General features: G+C 60.0%; 24 protein-coding genes. 8 read left to right on the top strand and 16 right to left on the bottom strand.

What is annotated here, in order from left to right:
- Positions 1-52 precede the first annotated feature (52 nt).
- Genes GIW48_RS09310 through pdeM form a run of 6 tightly spaced genes read left to right on the top strand, consistent with a single transcriptional unit; the run spans position 53 to position 6,582 of the window.
- Complete coding sequence (locus tag GIW48_RS09310) at positions 53-781, top strand: ABC transporter permease (RefSeq protein WP_017137172.1); 729 nt, start codon at positions 53-55, stop codon at positions 779-781.
- On the top strand, positions 778-1,488 hold the full coding sequence (locus tag GIW48_RS09305; protein WP_236460212.1) for an ABC transporter permease: 711 nt from the start codon (positions 778-780) through the stop codon (positions 1,486-1,488). The genes GIW48_RS09310 and GIW48_RS09305 overlap by 4 nt, the downstream gene beginning before the upstream one ends.
- A 9-nt stretch (positions 1,489-1,497) precedes the next feature.
- On the top strand, positions 1,498-2,616 hold the full coding sequence (locus tag GIW48_RS09300) for a succinylglutamate desuccinylase/aspartoacylase family protein (RefSeq protein WP_236460211.1): 1,119 nt from the start codon (positions 1,498-1,500) through the stop codon (positions 2,614-2,616).
- Positions 2,617-2,629: 13 nt separating this feature from the next.
- Complete coding sequence (locus GIW48_RS09295) at positions 2,630-3,394, top strand: ABC transporter ATP-binding protein (protein WP_017137170.1); 765 nt, start codon at positions 2,630-2,632, stop codon at positions 3,392-3,394.
- Between the two features lie 57 nt (positions 3,395-3,451).
- A complete protein-coding gene (locus GIW48_RS09290) occupies positions 3,452-5,932 on the top strand; it encodes a ligase-associated DNA damage response DEXH box helicase (RefSeq protein WP_138452022.1) in 2,481 nt (826 codons plus the stop codon).
- On the top strand, positions 5,932-6,582 hold the full coding sequence (gene pdeM / locus GIW48_RS09285; RefSeq protein ID WP_236460209.1) for a ligase-associated DNA damage response endonuclease PdeM: 651 nt from the start codon (positions 5,932-5,934) through the stop codon (positions 6,580-6,582). Before GIW48_RS09290 ends, pdeM begins: the two co-directional genes overlap by 1 nt.
- 25 nt (positions 6,583-6,607) lie before the next feature.
- Here pdeM and GIW48_RS09280 read toward each other — a convergent pair whose 3' ends face one another.
- On the bottom strand, positions 6,608-6,808 hold the full coding sequence (locus GIW48_RS09280) for a hypothetical protein (protein WP_017137167.1): 201 nt from the start codon (positions 6,806-6,808) through the stop codon (positions 6,608-6,610).
- Between the two features lie 107 nt (positions 6,809-6,915).
- On the bottom strand, positions 6,916-7,482 hold the full coding sequence (gene dcd, locus GIW48_RS09275) for a dCTP deaminase (RefSeq protein ID WP_017137166.1): 567 nt from the start codon (positions 7,480-7,482) through the stop codon (positions 6,916-6,918).
- Positions 7,483-7,871: 389 nt separating this feature from the next.
- On the opposite strand from dcd, the gene GIW48_RS09270 reads away from it, so the two are divergent.
- Positions 7,872-8,081, top strand: a complete 210-nt coding sequence (locus tag GIW48_RS09270; protein ID WP_002554837.1) for a cold-shock protein — start codon at positions 7,872-7,874, stop codon at positions 8,079-8,081.
- A gap of 235 nt (positions 8,082-8,316) precedes the next feature.
- On the opposite strand, the gene rpoS is transcribed toward GIW48_RS09270, so the two are convergent.
- From rpoS to GIW48_RS09230, 8 genes are all read right to left on the bottom strand, one after another.
- Positions 8,317-9,327 (bottom strand): RNA polymerase sigma factor RpoS, encoded by a 1,011-nt coding sequence (gene rpoS / locus GIW48_RS09265; protein ID WP_017137165.1) that lies wholly within the window; start codon positions 9,325-9,327, stop codon positions 8,317-8,319.
- A 106-nt stretch (positions 9,328-9,433) separates the two neighbouring features.
- Positions 9,434-10,276, bottom strand: a complete 843-nt coding sequence (locus GIW48_RS09260) for a peptidoglycan DD-metalloendopeptidase family protein (RefSeq protein ID WP_017137164.1) — start codon at positions 10,274-10,276, stop codon at positions 9,434-9,436.
- 209 nt (positions 10,277-10,485) lie between these two features.
- A complete protein-coding gene (locus GIW48_RS09255; protein WP_169850588.1) occupies positions 10,486-11,121 on the bottom strand; it encodes a protein-L-isoaspartate(D-aspartate) O-methyltransferase in 636 nt (211 codons plus the stop codon).
- Between the two features lie 41 nt (positions 11,122-11,162).
- Positions 11,163-11,912: a 5'/3'-nucleotidase SurE gene (surE, locus tag GIW48_RS09250; protein WP_017137163.1), complete on the bottom strand. Its 750-nt coding sequence runs from the start codon at positions 11,910-11,912 to the stop codon at positions 11,163-11,165.
- Positions 11,900-12,958 (bottom strand): tRNA pseudouridine(13) synthase TruD, encoded by a 1,059-nt coding sequence (truD, locus tag GIW48_RS09245; protein ID WP_169985389.1) that lies wholly within the window; start codon positions 12,956-12,958, stop codon positions 11,900-11,902. The genes surE and truD overlap by 13 nt, the downstream gene beginning before the upstream one ends.
- A complete protein-coding gene (gene ispF, locus GIW48_RS09240) occupies positions 12,955-13,428 on the bottom strand; it encodes a 2-C-methyl-D-erythritol 2,4-cyclodiphosphate synthase (protein ID WP_012722614.1) in 474 nt (157 codons plus the stop codon). Before ispF ends, truD begins: the two co-directional genes overlap by 4 nt.
- 54 nt (positions 13,429-13,482) lie before the next feature.
- The gene (fghA, locus tag GIW48_RS09235; protein ID WP_017137161.1) at positions 13,483-14,328 is read right to left on the bottom strand and encodes an S-formylglutathione hydrolase; all 846 of its coding nucleotides are present in this window, start codon (positions 14,326-14,328) and stop codon (positions 13,483-13,485) included.
- A gap of 8 nt (positions 14,329-14,336) precedes the next feature.
- Positions 14,337-15,449, bottom strand: a complete 1,113-nt coding sequence (locus GIW48_RS09230) for an S-(hydroxymethyl)glutathione dehydrogenase/class III alcohol dehydrogenase (RefSeq protein ID WP_017137160.1) — start codon at positions 15,447-15,449, stop codon at positions 14,337-14,339.
- A 109-nt stretch (positions 15,450-15,558) separates the two neighbouring features.
- On the opposite strand from GIW48_RS09230, the gene GIW48_RS09225 reads away from it, so the two are divergent.
- The gene (locus GIW48_RS09225; protein ID WP_017137159.1) at positions 15,559-16,455 is read left to right on the top strand and encodes a LysR substrate-binding domain-containing protein; all 897 of its coding nucleotides are present in this window, start codon (positions 15,559-15,561) and stop codon (positions 16,453-16,455) included.
- A gap of 112 nt (positions 16,456-16,567) precedes the next feature.
- On the opposite strand, the gene ispD is transcribed toward GIW48_RS09225, so the two are convergent.
- The 6 genes from ispD to tilS all read right to left on the bottom strand — a co-directional run bounded on the left by ispD (position 16,568) and on the right by tilS (position 23,243).
- Positions 16,568-17,275, bottom strand: coding sequence for a 2-C-methyl-D-erythritol 4-phosphate cytidylyltransferase (gene ispD / locus GIW48_RS09220; RefSeq protein ID WP_138450440.1), 708 nt, complete (start codon positions 17,273-17,275; stop codon positions 16,568-16,570).
- Positions 17,272-17,550 carry a cell division protein FtsB gene (gene ftsB / locus GIW48_RS09215; RefSeq protein ID WP_017137157.1) on the bottom strand — a complete coding sequence of 93 codons (279 nt, stop codon included), beginning with the start codon at positions 17,548-17,550 and terminating at the stop codon, positions 17,272-17,274. Before ftsB ends, ispD begins: the two co-directional genes overlap by 4 nt.
- Before the next feature lie 170 nt (positions 17,551-17,720).
- Positions 17,721-19,010 carry a phosphopyruvate hydratase gene (eno, locus tag GIW48_RS09210; protein WP_017137156.1) on the bottom strand — a complete coding sequence of 430 codons (1,290 nt, stop codon included), beginning with the start codon at positions 19,008-19,010 and terminating at the stop codon, positions 17,721-17,723.
- A gap of 157 nt (positions 19,011-19,167) precedes the next feature.
- Positions 19,168-20,013 (bottom strand): 3-deoxy-8-phosphooctulonate synthase, encoded by an 846-nt coding sequence (kdsA, locus tag GIW48_RS09205; RefSeq protein WP_010212442.1) that lies wholly within the window; start codon positions 20,011-20,013, stop codon positions 19,168-19,170.
- Between the two features lie 5 nt (positions 20,014-20,018).
- Positions 20,019-21,650: a CTP synthase gene (locus GIW48_RS09200; protein ID WP_078741105.1), complete on the bottom strand. Its 1,632-nt coding sequence runs from the start codon at positions 21,648-21,650 to the stop codon at positions 20,019-20,021.
- A 273-nt stretch (positions 21,651-21,923) separates the two neighbouring features.
- Positions 21,924-23,243 (bottom strand): tRNA lysidine(34) synthetase TilS, encoded by a 1,320-nt coding sequence (tilS, locus tag GIW48_RS09195; RefSeq protein WP_236460208.1) that lies wholly within the window; start codon positions 23,241-23,243, stop codon positions 21,924-21,926.
- Between the last annotated feature and the right edge of the window lie 25 nt (positions 23,244-23,268).

Below are 23,268 nucleotides of genomic sequence, written 5' to 3'. Positions count from 1 at the left end.
CGCCCACCGGTTTGCGGTGGGCGCTTTTTTATCGCCATTAGGTCCTGAATTCATGTTTGAAGATCTTTTGCAAACCCTGGGGCTGGGTGCCTTCAGTCTGAAGGGGTTCGGCCCGCTGTTGCTGCAAGGTACGTGGATGACCGTGAAACTGTCGGTCGCCTCCCTGGCCGTCAGCGTCTTGCTGGGCCTGCTCGGTGCCAGCGCCAAACTGTCCAGCGTCAGCCTGATCCGCATCCCCGCCCAGCTCTACACCACCTTGATTCGCGGCGTTCCCGACCTGGTGCTGATGCTGCTGATTTTCTACAGCCTGCAAATCTGGCTGACCGGCTTTACCGATTTTATGGAATGGGACTACATCGAGATCGACCCATTCAGCGCCGGGGTCATCACCCTGGGCTTCATCTATGGCGCCTATTTCACCGAGACCTTTCGCGGCGCGATCCTCGCCGTGCCGCGTGGCCAGCTGGAAGCGGCGACCGCCTACGGGCTCACGCGCGGGCAGCGGTTTCGCTTCGTGACCTTCCCGCAGATGATGCGTTTTGCCTTGCCGGGCATCGGCAACAACTGGATGGTGATGCTCAAGGCCACCGCGCTGGTGTCGATCATCGGTCTGGCGGACCTGGTCAAGGCCGCGCAGGATGCGGGCAAGAGTACTTATCAGCTGTTCTATTTTCTGGTCATCGCGGCGCTGATCTACCTGCTGATCACCAGTGCATCCAACGTCGTCCTGCGCTGGCTTGAGCGCCGCTACTCCGCTGGGTCCCGGGAGGCCGTGCGATGATCGAACTTATCCAGCAATACTGGCGGCCTTTCCTTTATAGCGACGGTCAGCACATCACCGGGCTGGCGATGACCATGTGGCTGCTCAGCGCGGCGCTGGTGATCGGCTTCCTGGTCTCGATTCCGCTGTCCATCGCCCGCGTTTCGCGCAAACGCTCCATACGCTGGCCGGTGCAGTTCTACACCTACCTGTTTCGTGGCACGCCGCTGTATATCCAACTGTTGATTTGCTACACCGGCATCTACAGCATCGCCGCCGTGCGCGCGCAACCGGTGCTGGATGCGTTCTTTCGCGATGCGATGAACTGCACCATTCTGGCCTTCGCCCTCAACACCTGCGCATACACCACGGAAATTTTCGCCGGCGCGATCCGCAGCATGGCTCATGGCGAAGTCGAAGCGGCCAAGGCTTACGGCCTGGGCGGTTGGAAGCTGTATGCCTATGTGATCATGCCCTCGGCCCTACGCCGCTCGCTGCCCTACTACAGCAACGAAGTGATCCTGATGCTGCACTCGACCACGGTGGCGTTTACCGCGACGGTGCCGGACATTCTCAAGGTGGCGCGGGATGCCAACTCGGCCACCTACATGACCTTTCAATCATTCGGCATCGCCGCGCTGATCTACCTGACCGTGACCTTCGCGCTGGTCGGGCTGTTTCGTCTGGCGGAACGTCGCTGGCTGGCCTTTCTCGGGCCGAGCCACTAAGGAGTCGTCATGCGTCATCAGGTGCATGAACTGATCGCGCCGGTGCCGGGCACGGCGCGGCAGGTTCACAGTTTCCACTTCGGCCCGGAACAGGCTGAAGGCAAGATCTATATCCAGTCATCACTGCATGCCGATGAGCTGCCGGGCATGCTGGTGGCCTGGCACCTGAAGCTGCGCCTGGCGGAGCTGGCGGCGGCTGGGCGCCTGCGCAGTGAGATCGTGCTGGTGCCCATCGCCAATCCGGTGGGACTTGAGCAGGTGTTGATGGACATTCCGTTGGGCCGCTACGAGCTGGAAAGCGGGCAAAATTTCAATCGCCTGTTTGTCGACCTCAGTGAGGAGGTCGGCAATCAGGTCGAAGACCTGCTGGGCGACGACCCCACGCACAACGTCGAGCTTATTCGCGACGCCCTGAGCCTGGCCCTTGCGGCGCAAACGCCTGCTACCCAGCTGCAATCCCAACGCCTGGTGCTGCAACGCCTGGCCTGCGATGCCGACATGGTGTTGGACCTGCATTGCGACTTTGAAGCCGTGGCGCACCTGTACACCACCCCCGAGGCCTGGCCGCAGGTGGAGCCGCTGGCGCGCTATATCGGCTCGGAAGCCAACTTGCTGGCGACCGACTCCGGCGGGCAGTCGTTCGACGAGTGCTTCACGCTGGTGTGGTGGCAGTTACAGCAACGCTTCGGCGAGCGCTTCCCGATCCCGATGGGCAGCTTTTCGGTGACCGTCGAACTGCGCGGCCAGGGCGACGTCAACCACGGCCTGGCGGCGCTGGATTGCCAGGCGATCATCGACTACCTGACTCACTTCGGTGCCATCACCGGTGACGCGCCGCCACTGCCCGAGCTGCCCTACCCGGCCACGCCGCTGGCGGGCGTGGAACCGGTGACCACGCCGGTCGGCGGCTTGCTGGTGTTCAGCGCCCTGCCCGGTGAATACCTGGAAGCCGGGCAACTGATCGCCGAAATCATCGACCCCATTACTGACCGCGTAACGCCTGTGCACTGCAAACATGCCGGCCTGCTTTACGCCCGTTCGCTGCGGCGCATGGCCACTGCCGGCATGGTGATCAGCCATGTTGCAGGCACGCAAGCCTACCGCAGCGGCTACCTACTTTCGCCTTGAGGATGCACGCCCCATGTACAAATTGACCGTTGAAGGCCTGCATAAAAGCTATGGCGACAATGAAGTGCTCAAAGGTGTCTCGCTCAAGGCCAACACCGGTGATGTGATCAGCCTGATCGGCGCCAGCGGCTCGGGCAAAAGCACCTTTTTGCGCTGCATCAACTTTCTGGAAACGCCCAACGACGGCGCCATGACCCTAGATGGTCAGCAGATCCGCATGGTCAGCGATCGCCATGGCATGCGCGTGGCCGACGACGCCGAATTGCAACGCCTGCGTACGCGGCTGGCGATGGTGTTCCAGCACTTCAACCTGTGGAGCCATATGAGCGTGCTGGAAAACATCACCATGGCACCGCGCCGGGTACTGGGTTGCAGCAAGAAGGACGCCGAAGACCGTGCCCGTCGCTACCTGGATAAGGTCGGGCTGCCGGCACGCGTGGCCGATCAATACCCGGCGTTCCTTTCTGGTGGCCAACAGCAACGGGTGGCCATCGCCCGCGCCCTGGCCATGGAGCCGGAGGTGATGCTGTTTGACGAACCCACCTCGGCCCTCGACCCCGAACTGGTCGGCGAAGTGTTGAAAGTGATCCAGGGCCTGGCCGAGGAAGGCCGCACCATGATCATGGTCACCCACGAGATGAGCTTTGCGCGCAAGGTGTCGAACCAGGTGCTGTTCCTGCACAAGGGCCTGGTGGAAGAGCAAGGCACGCCCGAAGATGTGTTGGGCAACCCGAAGAGCGAGCGCCTGCAGCAATTTCTGAGCGGTAACTTGAAGTAAACCTTTGCGACGCCTGGAGGGTCTCTGACATAGAGCCTCCAGAGCGTCAGCTGCCGAATGGCAAAACCCCTCGATTTCGCCAAAACATGGTTTGCCACCAAGGGCTGGAAGCCGTTCGCCTTTCAAAAAGCCGTGTGGGCGGCGGTTAAAGACGGCCAATCAGGCCTGCTGCACGCCAGCACCGGCGCGGGTAAAACCTATGCGCTGTGGTTTGCCGCCCTCAACCGCTTCGCCGTCACTCGCCCGCCCGCCACCGGTAAACGCAAAGCGCCCGCTGAGCCACTGACGGTGTTGTGGATCACGCCCATGCGCGCCTTGGCCGCCGACACGGCGCGCGCCCTGGAGGCGCCACTGGCGGCACTGGAGATTCCATGGAGTGTCGGCCTGCGTACCGGCGACACCAGCAGCAGCGAACGCGCGCGCCAAACCCGGCGTCAGCCCACCGCGCTGGTGACCACCCCGGAAAGCCTGACATTGATGCTTGCGCGTGCCGACAGTGAGACCAGCCTGGCGCACCTGCGCATGGTGATCGTGGATGAGTGGCACGAACTGATCGGCAACAAGCGTGGCGTGCAACTGCAACTGGCGTTGGCGCGCTTGCGGCGCTGGCATCCGGATTTGATGGTGTGGGGGATTTCCGCGACCTTGGGCAATCAGTCCCACGCCCTTGAGGTTCTGGTCCCACAAGGCGGTGGGATCAATGTGCAGGGGCAGACGGCTAAAGAACTGAAGGTCGACACCTTGTTACCGCCCACCACCGAGCGATTTCCCTGGGCTGGGCATATCGGCTTGAAGATGCTCCCGCAGGTGGTGGCCGAAGTGGACGCCAGCAGCAGTTGCCTGGTGTTTACCAATACGCGGGCACAGTCGGAGATCTGGTACCAGGCGTTGCTGGAGGCGCGTCCGGACTGGGCCGGCGTGATTGCCCTGCACCATGGCTCGCTGTCGCGTGAAACACGCGACTGGGTGGAGCGCGCCCTGAAAGACGGCCAGCTCAAGGCCGTGGTGTGTACCTCGAGCCTGGACCTGGGTGTGGATTTCCTGCCGGTGGAGCGCGTGCTGCAAATCGGCTCGGCCAAAGGCGTGGCGCGCCTGATGCAGCGCGCCGGCCGCTCTGGTCATGCGCCAGGCAGGCCATCACGGGTGACGTTGGTGCCAACCCATAGCCTGGAACTGGTGGAAGCCGCCGCCGCCCAGGACGCGATAGCGCAGCGGCGCATCGAAGCTCGCGAATCGCCCTACAAGCCATTGGATGTGCTCGTACAACACTTGGTGAGCATGGCCCTGGGCGGTGGTTTTACCCCGGATGCGCTGTTGGCGGAGGTGCGTGATGCCTGGGCTTATCGTGACCTTACTGACGCCGACTGGGCCTGGGCGCTGGGGTTTGTGCGCCATGGCGGCCTGTCGTTGACGGCCTATCCGGATTACCGCCGAGTGGAACCCGACGAGCATGGCGTGTGGCGCGTGCCGGATGCACGCCTGGCGCGGCGTCATCGCATGAGCGTGGGCACTATCGTCAGCGATGCGAGTATCCAGTTGAAATTCTGGAGCAAGGGCGGCGGCGGCAAGAATCTGGGCAGTGTCGAGGAAGGTTTTATCGCCCGGCTCAAGCCTGGCGACGGTTTTTTGTTTGCAGGGCGTTTGCTGGAGTTGGTGCGAGTGGAAAACATGACCGCGTACGTACGGCGCAGCACCGCGAAAAAGGCGGCCGTGCCGCGCTGGAATGGTGGGCGCATGCCGCTATCCAATGAATTGGCGCAGGCGGTGGTCGAGCGCTTTGATGCAGCCGCCCACGGGCACTTCGATGGCCCGGAGATGCGGGCGGTGCAACCTCTGTTACAAACCCAGTTGCGCTGGTCTGGCCTGCCGACACGTGCGTACTTGCTGGCGGAAGCCCTGAAGTCGCGGGAAGGCTGGCACCTGTTTCTCTACCCGTTCGCCGGTCGCCAGGTGCATCTGGGGCTGGCGAGCCTGCTGGCGTGGCGGGTCAGCCAAGGCCAGCCGGTGACCTTTTCGATTGCGGTGAATGATTACGGGCTGGAACTATTGAGCGCTACGCCGGTGGACTGGCCGGTTGTGTTGAATCAAGCGTTGCTAAGCCCAACGAACTTACTGTTGGACGTGGCGGCCAGCTTGAATGCCGGTGAGCTGGCGCTGCGCCGCTTTCGCGAAATCGCCCGCATCGCCGGGCTGGTGTTTGCCGGTTACCCTGGCGCGCCGAAAAGCACACGGCAGGTGCAGGCTTCCAGCGGCTTGTTCTTTGAGGTGTTCAAACAATACGACCCAGAGAACCTTTTGCTGACCCAGGCCGGAGAAGAAGTCCTGCGTGATGAGTTGGATATTCGTCGGTTGGAAGAGACATTGCGTCATTTGTCGGCGCTGAAACTCGACCTGCACATGATCGAACGGCCGACGCCGCTGGCTTTTCCACTGCTGGTTGAGCGAATGCGCGAGAGCATGAGTTCGGAGAAGCTGTCCGAGCGTATTGCACGCATGGTCAAGGACCTGGAAAAAGTCGCGGATACCGGGAAACGTTGATGCATTATTCGCTGACGCTTGAGGGTGAGGAGTTGTGGCTGCTGGCGGAAAAGGCGATTTACTGGCCCGCCCGCCAGTGCCTGCTGATCGCCGATGCGCATTTTGGCAAGGCCTCGGCGTATCGCAGCCTCGGGCAACCGGTGCCGCAGGGCACCACTACCGACAACCTGCAGCGCCTGGACCGCCTGTTATCGGCCCTGCCGTGCGCGCAGGTGATCTTTCTCGGTGACTTCCTGCACGGCCCGGGTTCGCACGCCAGCGGCACCCTGAGCGCCTTGAGAACCTGGCGCGAGCGCAATCACGCACTGAACCTGACCTTAGTTCGCGGTAATCACGATAAACGCGCTGGCGACCCGCCTGCCGACTTGAGGATTGAAGTGGTGGCCGAGCCGCTATTGATGGGGCCGTTTGCATTGCAGCATGAGCCGGATGCCCATCCCAGCCAGCATGTGCTGGCCGGGCATGTGCATCCTGTGTACCGGTTGCGCGGCAAAGGTCGGCAGAGTTTGCGTTTGCCGTGCTTCCAGATCGGCTCGAAGATCAGCTTGCTGCCGGCATTCGGAGCTTTTACCGGCGGTTACTCCGTAGAGAAAAGCGACGATCGGCAAGTATTTGTGATCGGCGATCAAGACGTATGGCCGGTGTGCTGAAGCGCCAGCCATGTCTTTTGATAAGTCAGGCGACAGGCGCGGGAGGCGGCTCATCGGGAAGGACTGGCTCACCGGGCTCGGTGGGCTGCTGCGGCCAATCTTCGTCAGGTTGGCCAGGGATGCCACCCGCATACGCTGGGTCGGCCATCAGGGACCAGGCCAGAACACCAATCTGGTTGGGTTCAAGCCGGGCGAGTTCGGCGCTGATTCGCGGGTCGATCTTCATAAAGTACTCCTCAAGCGTGGCTCGGCGCGTTTTGCACGCACCGAGGCAGTACACCCAATAGAGTCACTTCACGCAGACTAATTCCCTTTGCGTGTAAGACCTTTCGATCAAGCGCGTGGGAGAGTTACGCCACGCTGGCCCTGATACTTGCCGGCGCGGTCTTTATAGGACACTTCACAGGCTTCGTCGGACTGCAGGAACAGCATCTGCGCCACGCCTTCGTTGGCGTAGATCTTTGCCGGCAAGGTGGTGGTGTTGGAGAACTCCAGGGTCACGTGGCCTTCCCACTCCGGCTCAAGCGGCGTCACGTTAACGATGATGCCGCAGCGCGCGTAGGTGCTTTTACCCAGGCAGATGGTCAACACGTCACGTGGAATACGGAAGAACTCCACGGTGCGCGCCAGGGCAAAGGAGTTTGGCGGAATGATGCACACGTCGCTTTTAACGTCGACGAAGCTCTTTTCGTCGAAGTTTTTCGGATCGACGATCGCCGAGTTGATGTTGGTGAACACCTTGAATTCATCGGCACAGCGTACGTCGTAGCCGTAGCTGGAAACACCGTAGGAAATCACGGGAGCCGCGCCTTCGCCACGGATCTGGCGTTCAACGAAAGGTTCGATCATGCCGTGTTCTTGCGCCATGCGGCGAATCCACTTGTCCGATTTGATGCTCATGGCGGGTGTCCTGAATAGCGAGGTGGAAAAATTCTGTTGGGCATCTTACCGGGGCTGGCCCTGGGGTTCAAAGGGCGCAGGGCATTTGTTGATGAATGTGCAGCCGTCTATAAGCGGCAGCCAGCGGGGCCGGGCCCCACATTACAGTGCCAGGCGACTGTAAATACCACCGCCAGTCACGAAAATAGAGAAACCTTCGGAAATACCATTGGCACGTCCCGGAAAAAGGGTTAAGGTGGCGCCACTGTGCTGCTTGTGTCACTGAGAATCTCTACACGATATGTTGAATTTCGATCCAACCATCTCCAAGAATTTTTCCTGCTCTTTGCACTCAGTCTCGGCCAGGGCTTTTCCTGAGTCGCAGTTAACTTTGTCCAAGGAGATACACCATGTCTAATCGCCAAACTGGTACCGTTAAGTGGTTCAACGATGAAAAAGGCTTCGGCTTCATCACTCCACAATCCGGTGACGACCTGTTCGTTCACTTCAAAGCTATCCAATCCGACGGCTTCAAAAGCCTGAAAGAAGGCCAACAGGTTTCTTTCATCGCTACCCGCGGTCAGAAAGGCATGCAAGCTGAAGAAGTTCAAGTTATCTAACTTGTACTGACTTAGTCGAAAAAACCCCGCCTTTAAAAGCGGGGTTTTTTTATGCCTGGGATTTAGTCCCGGCACCCAGGTAATACCAGGCACAAAAAAATGTGGGAGCGAGCTTTATGTGGGAGCTGGCTTGCCTGCGATACTGACACCTCGGTGTATCAGGTACACCGAGGTGATGCTATCGCAGGCAAGCCAGCTCCCACACAAGCCCGCTCCCACATTTTGTACTGCGTCTTTATTGGAACAACGACTCACTCGACAAGCCGTTCTTCTCGAGGATCTCACGCAAGCGCTTGAGGCCCTCCACCTGAATCTGCCGCACCCGCTCACGGGTCAAGCCGATCTCCAGGCCTACATCCTCCAGGGTGCTGCTCTCATGGCCGCGCAAGCCGAAACGGCGAATCACCACCTCGCGCTGCTTGTCCGTGAGTTCGGACAGCCACTGGTCAATGCTTTGGGAAAGATCATCGTCCTGCAACAGCTCACAAGGATCTGTCGGGCGATCATCTGTCAGGGTGTCCAGCAGGGTTTTATCCGAATCCGGACCCAGCGAGACATCGACCGAAGACACGCGCTCGTTCAAGCCGAGCATGCGTTTAACCTCGCCCACTGGCTTTTCCAGCAGGTTGGCGATTTCCTCAGGCGAAGGTTCATGATCGAGTTTTTGTGTCAGCTCACGTGCCGCCCGCAGGTAGACGTTGAGCTCCTTGACCACATGGATCGGCAACCGGATCGTACGGGTCTGATTCATGATCGCCCGTTCGATGGTCTGGCGAATCCACCAGGTGGCATAGGTAGAGAAGCGGAAGCCCCGCTCAGGGTCGAACTTCTCCACTGCCCGGATCAAGCCCAGGTTGCCCTCCTCGATCAGGTCCAACAGCGACAGGCCACGATTGACGTAGCGTCGGGCGATTTTCACCACCAGCCGCAAGTTACTTTCAATCATGCGCTTGCGCCCAGCCGGATCGCCCTTTTGCGACAAGCGCGCAAAATGGACTTCTTCTTCGGGAGTCAGCAAAGGGGAAAAGCCAATTTCATTGAGGTACAACTGCGTAGCGTCGAGCGCCCGCGTGTAGTCAATGTACTTGTGCTGCTTTAACGCGGTGGCGTTTTTGGATTTGGTGCGAACTGAAGGTTTAGCAGCTCCTTCATCATTCGACATCGATTCCTTTTCGGTGAGGATCTCCATTTCAAGGAGAACCTCATCGTCGATGTCAAACTCCGGCGCTTCTTTACTGAGAGCCATTGTTATAGTCCTTTGGTGAGTTCGACCTCAAGCTCAAGCGACGCCTTTATCCTTGGCAACGCTGGAGCCTGTTCCTTCTACGTGAGGGAACAGGCTGTGCAACACATCAACGACGGGGTAGGAATTGCAGCGGATCTACAGGCTTCCCTTGGCGGCGAATCTCAAAGTGCAGTTTCACCCGGTCTGTACCAGTTGACCCCATTTCGGCAATTGTCTGTCCGACTTTGACCTGCTGCCCCTCCCGAACCAACAGCCTGCGGTTATGACCGTAGGCACTGACGTAGGTATCGCTGTGTTTGATGATGACCAGCTCGCCGTAGCCCCGTAAACCACTCCCGGCGTAAACCACTGTCCCATCAGACGCAGCTAAAACAGGCTGTCCCAAATCCCCGGCGATATCAATGCCTTTATTCAAACTACCGTTTGAAGAGAATTTTCCAATCAGCACCCCGTTTGAAGGCCATCCCCAACCGGTCGGCGCCGGCCCGGCAGGTGGCAACGGCGTGGCTGCCGGCTTGCTCGCAACCGTAGGCGCAGCGGTGCCTGCAGGCCTGGTGATGATTGTGGTTTTGCTTGAGGACGAGGCCGAAGATCCGGACTTTGTCACAACTGCCGTAGATGCCGAACCGGTACGCCCATCGAAACGGATGGTTTGCCCGGGATGTATCGTATACGGCACAGGAATATTGTTACGAGCTGCGAGCGCCTTGTAATCCCAGCCGTAACGGAAGGCGATTGAGAACATCGTGTCCCCCTTTCGCACTACATATTGCCCGGTGGTGACTGTCGGTTTTTGCGGCACGGCGCTGGCACCGTTTCGGTCGACAACCCGAGCGCCGCTGGACGGAGAGCTTGAGCAACCCACCAACAAGGAACTCAAGACAAGGCCAAGCACCAGTCGCTGAAAACTTGTTTTACTCATACGCTGCGCTAGACCTGTGAGACTCACCCGCCGCTCCCTTTGTGCTGGCCGAACATGAATGCCTGTATCAGGCTTGAAATATGTCGCAAGTATAACTGGGCATTGGCTTTTTACCGGTACACGACTGAAACGAAAAATTCATCGCGTTTAAACCCGGCTTCCAATCATGTTGACTCAATAAGCCCCGCCGTAAGACACATCCCCATCAACAGAATTCACTGTTTGCAAAGAAATGATCAGGCCAGCGGGCCATTGAGCAGCGGAACGAAGCGCACAGCACCCAGTACATGCCGGGAAAAGCCTTCGTCCTCGCGAATAATGAGCATCAATTGTTGCACTTCGCCAGAGCCCACCGGGATGACCAAGCGCCCGCCAGGGGCGAGCTGATCGAGCAACGCCTGGGGCACATCGGTGGCGACCGCCGTGACGATAATGCCGTTATACGGCGCCAGCGCCGGCCAGCCTTCCCAACCGTCGCCCCAACGGAACACCACGTTGCGCAGGTTGAGCTCCACCAGGCGCTCCTTGGCGCGGTCCTGCAGGACCTTGATGCGCTCCACCGAGAACACCCGTTCCACCAGCTGCGAGAGCACGGCGGTCTGGTAACCCGAACCGGTGCCGATCTCCAGCACCTTGTCCAACGGCCCCGCCGCCAGCAGCAGTTCACTCATGCGCGCGACCATATAAGGTTGCGAGATGGTCTGGTTATGGCCGATTGGCAACGCAGTGTCTTCATAGGCACGATGCGCCAGCGCCTCATCCACGAACAGATGCCGAGGCGTGCGCCGGATGACTTCCAGCACCTGGGCGTTGGACAGGCCTTCTTCATACAGACGCTGGATCAAACGCTCGCGGGTACGCTGGGAGGTCATCCCGATACCACGACGCAACAGGTCGTCTTGTTCACGCGCCATTAACGCAACCCCTCAAGCCAGCCATCCAGACTACTGAAGGCATCACTGAAGGTGCGATCGAGCTGCAACGGGGTAATCGAAACATAACCTTGCATCACCGCATGAAAGTCGGTGCCGGGGCCGCCGTCTTCGGCATCGCCGGCGGCGGCAATCCAGTAACCTTCCTTGCCACGCGGGTCGACCACCTTCAACGGTGCTGCCGCACGAGCGCGATGGCCCAGGCGCGTCAGCTGGATGCCGCGGATATGGTCGAGGGGCAAATTGGGGATATTAACGTTGAGCACCGTGCGCGGTGGCAAGTCCAGCGAGCCGTGGGCCTCCACCAGCTTGCGGGCGAAATACGCCGCCGTCGCCAGGTTATCCAGTTGCCGTGAGGCAAACGAAAAAGCGAATGAGGTGCGCCCCAGGAAACGCCCTTCAAGGGCCGCCGCCACGGTGCCGGAATACAGCACATCATCGCCCAGGTTGGCGCCCAGGTTGATGCCCGACACCACCAGATCCGGCTCCTGGTCCAACAAGCTGTTGATTGCCAGGTGCACGCAGTCGGTGGGGGTGCCGTTCACGCTGATAAAGCCATTGGCCAGAACCTGCGGGTGCAGCGGACGGTCGAGCGTCAGCGAACTGCTGGCGCCGCTCTTGTCCTGGTCCGGGGCAACCACCACACACTCGGCGTAATCCTGCAGCGCAGCATAAAGCGCGGCAAGACCGGGTGCGGTGGCACCGTCATCGTTTGATATCAGAATACGCATGGGTTGTCCGTCGGCCCCACCGGCACCAGATCAACAAGCTCGCGCACCAACACAGTGGCGAAGCATCCGGCCGGCAGGACGAATTCCAATTGCAGAATGTCAGGACCGGGATAATGCCACGTCAACCCGCCAATGGGCAGTCGCAGAATGCGACGTTCCTGGCTCATGCCGGCGTTCACCAGCCAATCGCGCAGCTCTGGCTCGCTCGCGGCAATGGTTTGCTCAAGCGTGTGGGTCGCGCCGCCGGCCGGTGAATCACCCTCGCCCCACTGTGGGCCGGTGGGGTGCAGATCCAGAATCGCCAGGCGCGGGTCGCTGCATTCAGCCTCACCCGCCGGAAAAAAACTGCGACTGTCGGTAAACGCCAGCAGGTCACCGACCTGGGCACGTTGCCAGGAGCCGTCCGCGACCCGCGCCGCCAACACTTTGTTAAACAGAAAGCTGCGCGCGGTCGACAGCAGCCGCGAACGCACATTGCGCTGCTCGGGCAACGCCTTGCGTGCCGCCCACTCACGGGCATCCACCACGTTGCCGCCGTTATGCCCGAAACGCTGGGCACCGAAGTAGTTCGGGATGCCGTGCTGGGCGATCAGTTGCAAGCGTGCGTCGATGGCGGCGGTATCGCCGGCCAATTGCGTCAGGCGCAGGGTAAAGCCGTTGGCCGAATGCGCGCCGCGTTGCAGCTTGCGCTTGTGGCGGCCCATTTTGAGGATCTTGAGGGTGTCGTTTTCGGCCCCGCTCATGTCCGGGTCGGCCTTGCCCGGCAGTTGCACGCTGAACCACTGACGGGTCAACGCCTGACGGTCCTTGAGCCCGGCATAGCTGACGGTGCGCAAGGGCACGCCAGCAGCCTTGGCGATACGGCGCGCAGCCTCTTCGGTATTCAGGCCGCGCTTTTCTACCCACAGCCACAGGTGCTCACCGTCGCCGCTCAGGGGAATGTCCAGCACTTCGTCGACCTGGAAGTCTTCAGCCGTTGCCTTCAAAACCGCGCTGCCCAAGGCCTCGCCATAGGCACGCGGGCCCAGCAATTGCAGATCATTCATGCGCGCAGCAACAAGGCGACGGAGTGCACCGCGATGCCTTCTTCCCGGCCGGTAAACCCGAGCTTTTCGGTGGTGGTGGCTTTCACGTTGACTTGATCCAATTCAATTTGCAGGTCGGCGGCAATCAGCGCGCGCATCGATTCGATGTGGGGTGCCATTTTCGGCGCCTGGGCCACGATGGTGTTGTCGACGTTGCCGACCTTCCAGCCCTTGGCATGGATCAGGCCGACCACGTGGCGCAGCAAGACACGGCTGTCCGCGCCCTTGAAGGTCGGGTCGGTGTCTGGAAAGTGCTTGCCGATATCGCCCAACGCAGCCGCGCCGAGCAAGGCATCGCTCAAGGCATGCAGCACAACGTCGCCGTCGGAATGAGCCAGCAACCCATGGTGGTGTGCAATGCGCACGCCGCCCAAGGTGATGAAATCGCCTTCAGCGAAACGGTGCACATCGTAGCCGTGGCCAATACGCATAAAAAAACGCCCCGATTTAATTCAGGGCGTGATTCTACCTACTTTTGCCTCACATTAACCGAGCAAAGCACGACCATGATGTCGCAAATGATCTTCGATGAAGCTGGCGATAAAGAAGTAACTGTGGTCATAACCCGGCTGCAGGCGCAGTTCAAGCGGATGGTTGGCAGCCTTGGCCGCTTGCTGCAACGCCTCAGGCTTAAGCTGCACGGCAAGGAAATCGTCGCGATCGCCCTGATCCACCAGCAGCGGCAGTTTTTCCGAGGCTTCGCTGATCAGCACGCAGGCATCCCACTCGCGCCATTTGGAGCGCTCTTCGCCCAGGTAACGGGAGAAAGCTTTCTGGCCCCACGGGCAATCCATCGGATTGTTGATCGGCGAAAACGCCGACACCGATTGGTAACGCCCCGGGTTGCGCAAGGCACACACCAGCGCACCGTGACCGCCCATGGAGTGGCCGCTGATGCCGCGCTTGTCTGAAGCCGGGAAATGCGCTTCAACCAAGGCAGGCAATTCCTGCACGACATAATCATGCATCCGATAGTGCTTGGCCCACGGTTCCTGCGTGGCATTCAGGTAGAAGCCGGCACCCAGGCCAAAATCCCAGGCGTTGTCCGGGTCGCCCGGCACACCCGGCCCACGCGGGCTGGTGTCCGGCGCGACAATGATCAACCCAAGCTCGGCGGCCATGCGCTGGGCGCCGGCCTTTTGCATGAAGTTCTCATCGGTGCAGGTAAGCCCCGACAGCCAGTACAGCACTGGCAACTTGCCGCCCTGCTCCGCTTGCGGCGGCAGGTAGACGGCGAAAGTCATGTCGCAACCGAGCACATCGGAATGGTGCTTGTAGCGTTTATGCCAGCCACCGAAGCTCTTCTGGCACGACAGGTTTTCCAGGTTCATGGCCGACCTCAGAAGTGGATGACGGTACGAATGCTCTTGCCTTCATGCATCAGATCAAACGCTTTGTTGATGTCTTCCAGGCCCATGGTGTGAGTGATAAAGGTGTCCAGCGGGATTTCGCCGGTCTGGGCCATTTCCACATAGCTTGGCAATTCGGTACGACCGCGCACACCGCCGAACGCCGAACCGCGCCAGACGCGCCCCGTCACCAGTTGAAATGGGCGGGTGGAGATTTCCTGGCCGGCACCGGCCACACCGATGATGACCGACTCGCCCCAACCTTTGTGGCAGCACTCGAGGGCGGCGCGCATCAGTTGTACGTTGCCGATGCACTCGAAGGAGAAGTCCACGCCGCCGTCGGTCAAGTCGACGATCACGTCCTGGATCGGGCGGTCATAGTCTTTCGGGTTAATACAGTCGGTGGCGCCCAGTTGCTTGGCGATTTCGAACTTGGCCGGGTTGATGTCGATGGCAATGATGCGACCGGCCTTGGCTTTCACCGCGCCAATCACCGCCGACAGGCCGATGCCGCCGAGGCCGAAGATGGCCACGGTGTCGCCCGGCTTGACCTTGGCAGTGTTGATCACTGCACCAATGCCGGTGGTGACGCCGCAGCCCAGCAGGCAGACTTTTTCCAGCGGCGCTTCTTTAGGGATCTTGGCCACGGAGATTTCCGGCAACACGGTGTACTCGGAGAAGGTCGAGGTGCCCATGTAGTGGAAAATCGGCTGGCCCTTGTAGGAGAAACGCGTGGTGCCGTCGGGCATCAGGCCTTTGCCCTGGGTGGAGCGAATGGCCTGGCACAGGTTGGTCTTGCCCGACAGGCAGAATTTGCACTTGCCGCATTCCGGGGTGTACAGCGGGATCACGTGGTCGCCAACCGCTACCGAGGTCACGCCTTCGCCGATCGCTTCAACCACCGCACCGCCTTCGTGGCCGAGGATCGACGGGAAGATGCCTTCCGGGTCGGCGCCCGACAAGGTGTAGGCGTCGGTATGGCACACGCCGGACGCAACCACACGCAACAGCACCTCGCCGGCCTTGGGCATGGCGACATCCACTTCAACGATCTCAAGGGGCTTTTTAGCTTCAAAGGCTACGGCGGCGCGGGACTTGATCATCCGGGTTTCTCCAGGGAGTTAAAAACTGAGGCAGTGAGTGTAAAACATGGCTCACTGATGAATAATCCAGGCAAAAGCAAAACATTATTGCTGCACAGGGACAATCAACATGCTGGAAAACCGCTGGGAAGGCATAGATGAGTTCGTCGCCGTGGCTGAATGCAGCCAGTTCACCGCGGCGGCCGAGCGGCTTGGCGTGTCTTCATCGCATATCAGCCGGCAGGTGGCGCGCCTGGAAGAACGGCTGCAAACGCGCTTGCTGTATCGCAGTACGCGCAAGGTGACGCTCACCGAAGCTGGCCAGACCTTTCTGCAACATTGCCAGCGCTTGCAAGATGGTCGTGAAGAAGCGTTGCGCGCGGTGGGCGACCTCACCAGCGAACCCAAGGGCATGTTGCGCATGACCTGCGCGGTGGCTTACGGCGAGCGCTTCATCGTGCCGTTGGTCACGCGGTTCATGGGGCTGTACCCGCAGTTGCGCGTGGATATCGAATTGAGTAATCGCCAGTTGGACCTGGTGCACGAGGGGCTGGACCTGGCGATTCGCCTGGGGCGCTTGCAAGACTCACGCATGGTCGCCAGCCGCCTGGCACCTCGGCGCATGTACCTGTGCGCATCGCCGTCCTACTTAGCGCGGTATGGTCGGCCACATAGTTTGTCGGAATTGAGTCGGCATAACTGTCTGATCGGCAGCTCGGATATCTGGCAACTGGCTCAGGATGGCCGGGAATTTTCCCAGCGAGTGCAGGGAAACTGGCGCTGTAACAGTGGGCAGGCGGTACTGGATGCGGCGCTGCAAGGGGTTGGGTTGTGCCAACTGCCGGATTATTACGTGCTGGAACATTTGCACACTGGCGCGCTGGTGTCGTTGCTGGAGGCGCATCAGCCGCCGAATACGGCGGTGTGGGCGTTGTATCCGCAGCAGCGGCATTTGTCGCCGAAGGTCAGGAAGCTGGTGGACTTTTTGAAGGCTGGGTTGGCTGAAAGGCCGGAGTACTGTGGCTGATTATTCGGCGCCTTTACCGGCCTCATCGCGGGCAAGCCCGGCTCCCACAGGGGAATGCATTTCAAAGGTGGGAGCTGGCTTGCCTGCGATGAAGTCGACACGGTTTAACTGACTACCTGCGGTTAGCCCACCGTAACCTGAGCCATTCAAGATCCTCTGGCCGGGTCACCTTGATGTTGTCCGCACGCCCCTCGATCAAGCGCGGCGCTTGACCGGACCATTCCATGGCCGAGGCTTCATCAGTGATCACCGCATCGGCCACCAGGCTATCGGCCAAGGCACGATGCAACGCACCCAGACGAAACATCTGCGGCGTATACGCCTGCCAGATCAGGCTGCGGTCGACGGTTTCAACCACACGTCCATGTTTGTCGACGCGCTTGAGGGTGTCGCGCGCCGGCACCGCCAGCAGGCCGCCGATCGGATCATCCGCCAGTTCAGCCAGGAGTTTGTCGAGGTCATCACGGCTCAGGTTTGGCCGCGCGGCATCGTGCACCAGCACCCAATCATCATCACTGGCGCCCAGGGCATTGAGTTGCAACAGCGCATTGAGCACCGAGCCCGAGCGCTCGTCGCCGCCGTCCGCACGCACGATGCGAGGGTCGTTGGCACACGGCAGGTTTGGCCAATAGGGATCATCGACAGCAAGGCTGACCACCAGCCCCTTGAGGCCTGGATGGTCGAGAAAACAGCCAAGGCTGTGTTCCAGAATAGTGCGCCCGCCCAGTTGCAGATACTGCTTGGGACGGTCCGCAGCCATACGGGCACCGACGCCCGCGGCAGGAATCACGGCCCAGAAGGCCGGTAAATCGTTACTCATTGGGCCAACTGGTAGAGGGTTTCACCCTCCTTGACCATGCCCAACTCATGGCGAGCCCGCTCTTCAACGGTCTCCGTACCTTTTTTCAGCTCAAGCACTTCGGCATCGAGGACGCGGTTGCGCTCCAGCAGACGTTCGTTTTCGGCATGCTGGTCGGCAATCTGCTGGGTCAACTCTTTTACCTGCGCAAAGCTGCCATTACCCACCCATAGGCGGTATTGCAGGCCAGCCAGCAACAAGAGCAAGACGAGGAACAACCAATTGGGACTGCGCATCGAAATCCGGGTATCCAGTAAAAAAAGACAGCCATGCAAAACTTCTACAGCAACTGATAGCACGAAGCCTGGAAGACCCAGGCTTGTGCTTGATAGCCATCAGATTAGCGCCGAAATACACACTGTCGTGAACTTTCCGACACAATCCTTAGACTTTTACCACTTAACAATCAGCCGCGAAACTCGCTACGACCGTTGTACTTGGCTTTACCCGCCAGTTGCTCTTCGATACGCAGCAATTGGTTGTACTTGGACACACGATCGGAACGGCACAGGGAGCCGGTCTTGATCTGGCCTGCCGAAGTGCCCACAGCCAAGTCGGCAATGGTCGAATCTTCGGTTTCGCCGGAGCGGTGCGAGATCACGGCAGTGTAGCCCGCAGCCTTGGCCATCTGGATGGCTTCCAGGGTTTCGGTCAGGGTGCCGATCTGGTTGAACTTGATCAGGATCGAGTTGGCGATCTTTTTATCGATGCCTTCTTTCAGGATCTTGGTGTTGGTGACGAACAGGTCGTCGCCCACCAGCTGGATTTTCTCGCCGATCTTGTCGGTGAGGACTTTCCAGCCATCCCAGTCGGACTCGTCCAGGCCGTCTTCGATCGAGATGATCGGGTAGCGCTCGGTGAGGCCTTTGAGGTAATCAGCAAAACCTTCCGACGTAAACACGTGGCCTTCGCCGGACAGGTTGTACTTGCCGTCTTCGTAGAATTCGCTGGCCGCGCAGTCCAGGGCCAGGGTCACGTCGGTGCCCAGCTTGTAGCCAGCGTTGGCCACAGCTTCGGAGATGACTTTGAGTGCATCTTCGTTGGACGCCAGGTTCGGTGCAAAGCCACCTTCGTCACCCACCGCAGTGCTAAGGCCACGGGCCTTCAGCACAGCCTTGAGGTGATGGAAAATCTCGGTGCCCATGCGCAGGCCTTCGGAGAAGGTCTTGGCGCCAACCGGCTGCACCATGAATTCCTGGATGTCGACGTTGTTATCGGCGTGCTCGCCACCGTTGATGATGTTCATCATCGGCACCGGCATCGAGTAAACACCCGGGGTACCGTTCAGGTTGGCGATGTGTGCGTACAGCGGCAGGTCCTGGTCCTGCGCAGCCGCCTTGGCAGCGGCCAGGGACACGGCGAGGATGGCGTTGGCGCCCAGGCTGCCTTTGTTGTCGGTGCCGTCGAGCTTGATCATCGCGTGGTCCAGGGCTTTCTGGTCCAGCGGGTCTTTGCCCAGCAACAGGTCACGGATCGGGCCGTTGATGTTGGCTACAGCTTTGAGTACACCTTTGCCCAGGTAACGGCTCTTGTCGCCATCACGCAGTTCCAGCGCTTCGCGCGAACCGGTAGACGCACCGGACGGCGCGCAAGCGCTGCCGATGATGCCGTTATCGAGAAGCACGTCGGCTTCGACGGTGGGGTTGCCACGGGAGTCGAGAACTTCACGACCTTTGATGTCGACGATTTTTGCCATTGTTGTAAACACTCCAAAGTTGACGAAAACGACGCAGCTGTAGGAAATCTTTTGACCGACCGCAAGGGTGGAACAACAGGGCAGACTTGCAGGCGACAAGGCTCAGGCCCGCAGGCCTGAGCGTTTAGCGTGGGATACTTTACCGGAGAAACGCGGCTTACGCGGTCTCTACCGTCGGAAAACTCTTGACCAGTTCGTCCAACTGCTTCAACTGGGCCAAAAACGGCTCCAGCTTGTCCAGGCGCAGGGCGCAAGGGCCGTCGCACTTGGCGTTGTCCGGGTCCGGGTGAGCTTCCAGGAACAGGCCCGCCAGCGACTGGCTGATGCCCGCCTTGGCCAGGTCCAGCACCTGGGCACGTCGCCCGCCAGCAGAATCGGCGCGACCACCGGGCATTTGCAGCGCGTGGGTCACGTCGAAGAATACCGGGTATTCGAACTGTTTCATGATGCCGAAACCGAGCATGTCCACCACGAGGTTGTTGTAGCCGAAGCTCGAACCACGCTCGCAGAGGATCAACTGGTCGTTACCCGCTTCCACGCACTTGTTCAGGATGTGTTTCATTTCCTGAGGCGCGAGGAACTGGGCTTTTTTGATATTGATCACAGCGCCGGTCTTGGCCATCGCAACGACCAGATCGGTCTGGCGCGACAGGAAGGCCGGCAACTGGATGATGTCGCACACCTCGGCGACCACGGCAGCCTGTTCAGGCTCGTGGACGTCGGTGATGATCGGCACGCCAAAGGCTTGCTTGATGTCCTGGAAGATCCGCATGCCTTCTTCAAGGCCGGGGCCACGATAGGAGGTCACGGACGAACGGTTGGCCTTGTCGAAGCTGGCCTTGAACACGTAAGGGATACCGAGTTTCTCGGTCACTTTTACGTACTCTTCACAGACCTGCATCGCCATGTCGCGGCTTTCCAGCACGTTCATGCCGCCGAACAGCACCATGGGCTTGTCGTTGGCAATCTCGATGTCGCCTACGCGAATGATCTTCTGGGCCATCAGGTTTACGCCTTCTTCTGATGTTGCGTCAGTGCTGCTTTAACGAAACCGCTGAACAACGGGTGACCATCGCGCGGCGTCGAGGTGAACTCAGGGTGGAACTGGCAGGCCACGAACCACGGATGATCCGGCGCCTCGACCACTTCAACCAGCTTGCCATCACCGGAGCGACCAGAGATTTTCAGGCCGGCTTCTTTGATCTGCGGCAGCAGGTTGTTGTTCACTTCGTAGCGGTGACGATGACGCTCGACGATCACGTCCTTGCCGTAGCAGTCGTGAACCAGCGAGCCCGGCTCCAGCAGGCAGTCCTGTGCGCCAAGGCGCATGGTGCCGCCCAGGTCGGAGGTTTCGGTACGGGTTTCAACGGCGCCGGTGGCGTCTTCCCACTCGGTGATCAGGCCCACGACCGGGTGGCCGCTGGTGTGATCGAACTCGGTGGAGTTGGCGTCTTTCCAGCCCAGCACGTTACGGGCGAACTCGATAACGGCCACTTGCATGCCCAGGCAGATACCCAGGTACGGCACTTTGTTTTCACGAGCGTATTGAACCGCGGTGATCTTGCCTTCCACGCCACGCAGGCCGAAACCGCCGGGTACGAGGATCGCGTCAACACCTTCGAGCAGTGCAGTGCCCTGGTTCTCGATGTCTTCGGAATCAATGTAGCGCAGGTTGACCTTGGTACGGTTGCTGATTCCCGCGTGGCTCATCGCTTCGATCAGCGACTTGTACGCATCCAGCAGTTCCATGTACTTGCCGACCATGGCGATGGTGACTTCGTGCTCAGGGTTGAGCTTGGCGTCAACCACGGCTTCCCACTCGGACAGGTCTGCACCATTGCACTGCAGGCCGAAACGCTCGACCACAAAATCGTCCAGGCCTTGCGAGTGCAGGATGCCCGGGATCTTGTAGATGGTGTCGGCGTCTTCCAGCGCGATGACCGCACGTTCTTCAACGTTGGTGAATTGCGCGATCTTGCGACGCGAGGAAATGTCGATCGGGTGATCGGAGCGGCACACCAGCACGTCCGGCTGCAGGCCAATCGAACGCAGCTCTTTTACCGAGTGCTGGGTTGGCTTGGTCTTGGTCTCGCCGGCGGTGGCGATGTACGGCACCAACGTGAGGTGCATCAGCATCGCGCGCTTGGCGCCGACTTCGAAACGCAACTGGCGGATGGCTTCGAGGAACGGTTGGGATTCGATGTCACCCACGGTGCCACCGATCTCGACCATTGCCACGTCGGCATCGCCTGCACCCTTGATGATGCGGCGTTTGATTTCGTCGGTAATGTGCGGAATCACCTGGATGGTTGCACCCAGGTAGTCACCACGGCGCTCTTTGCGCAGCACGTGCTCGTAGACACGACCGGTGGTGAAGTTGTTGTTCTGGGTCATGGTCGTGCGGATGAACCGCTCGTAGTGGCCCAGGTCCAGGTCGGTTTCGGCGCCGTCGTGGGTGACGAACACTTCACCGTGCTGGAACGGGCTCATGGTGCCCGGGTCAACGTTGATGTACGGGTCCAGCTTGAGCATGGTGACCTTAAGTCCCCGCGCCTCCAGGATGGCCGCCAATGAAGCGGAGGCAATGCCTTTCCCCAATGAAGAAACAACACCGCCCGTGACGAATATGTAGCGCGTCATGAAAAACCCTAGAAGTCTGCGTTAAAGCGGTCCGAGCCGCCGGGGAAAGCGAAGGAAGGCCGAAGCCCCCGATCACCTGCATTAATCACAGTGCACCTTTCAAAAAAACCGCCGCGTGGTGACAGACCAGCAATGAAACACCGGTACGTTGATCGCTACACATTTTTTGGAATCGCCCAGCAAAGACTGCTTGGTAATCGGCAACTGCTGCGATTCAGTTGAATCCACAGAAGTTGTATCAAGAAGGGAGCGTAGTCTACCGGAAAGCCTCTATCAGCTCAAACCTTGATCGCACCTCTGTGGCATCCAATGTAGTTGCCACTTGCCAGTCGAGCAGGCGCATAGCCCCGCAAGGGTTGGGACAGCCAGCAATTGCTCGCCCTGATAGAGCAGCGGCAATCTGCCACGGATGAAGCCCGGCAAGCTACTTTCATTCAGCAGGCGCTTCAAGTCCCGCCGGCCCCGACCAGGCACATCGATGATTTCGCCGCCCTGGCGATAACGAATCACCAACGGGCCTGCAGGTGCCTCTCCGATAAGTTCAAGCTGACCATTACCCGGTAACTCTAGTGGGTTTTGCGGATGGGGCCAGCTCACCGGCGTGTCGGAAAACGCTGAATAGGTGGAAGGCAGCCACCACACACGCTCGCCGCAGCGGTGCAATTGACCATCGGCCAGGCGCCACAGCGGTTGCGCATCACCCTTGGCATCCCGCAAGGAATACCAACCGGCCCAGTGGTCGCTGTCGGGCAAGCGCGTCAGCGGCGTCAGCCAGTGGCGCAGGGCATTGCGTTGGCGGGCATCGGAAAATTCGCGCAAGGGAGCGAGGGCCAATGACGGCAAGGCCAGCCAGGGAAACGGCGAAGGCTGGTCGGCGGTTTGCAGGTCAATGACGGCCAATTCGTCGAGCAAGCCCTGGGCTTCGCTCAAATGCTCGGCAGCGCGGGCCAGGCTGGCGACCGCTTGGGGCCAACGCTCGCTCAGCAGCGGGAACACACGATTGCGCAGGTAATTGCGCGAAAATCGGGAATCGGCGTTGGATGGGTCTTCGATCCACTGCAACTGGTGCTGGTGCGCATAGGCTTGCAACTCGGCGCGTGAGACATCCAGCAACGGCCGCAGCAAGTGCCCTCCCCCCAATGGGCGATGCACCGGCATGGCCGCCAAGCCTCGCACCCCCGCGCCACGCAACAGGCGAAACAGCAGGGTTTCGGCTTGATCGTCACGATGCTGGCCGGTGAGCATCACCTGCCCTGCCCCGGTCACTTCGGTAAACGCCCGGTAGCGCGCCTCCCGCGCTGCACGCTCAACGCTGGCACCCGACTGGATTTGCACACGCACCACCTGCAAGGGCACGCCCAGCTCGTCACATACGCCCTGGCAATGACTTGGCCAGGCATCGGCGGCAGCTTGCAGACCATGATGGACATGGATTGCGCTGAGGGGCGGCAGGGTTTCGGTGTTTGCCAGGGAGGCCAGGAGGTGCAGCAGGACGGTGGAATCAAGGCCGCCAGAGAAGGCGATATGCCAGGCGGGGGCGTTGCGCCAAGGGGCGAGGTTTTGCAGAAGTTTGGCGGGTAAAGTCGGGCTCATCAAAAATACCGGCGCAGAACTGGAA

It is taken from the genome of Pseudomonas sp. PA-6-3C (genome assembly GCF_021605825.1).
In the GTDB taxonomy this organism is placed as follows: Bacteria; Pseudomonadota; Gammaproteobacteria; order Pseudomonadales; family Pseudomonadaceae; genus Aquipseudomonas; species Aquipseudomonas edaphica.
The sequence above is the reverse complement of the archived record's forward strand: the minus strand, read 5'-3'. Positions and strand labels throughout refer to the sequence as shown.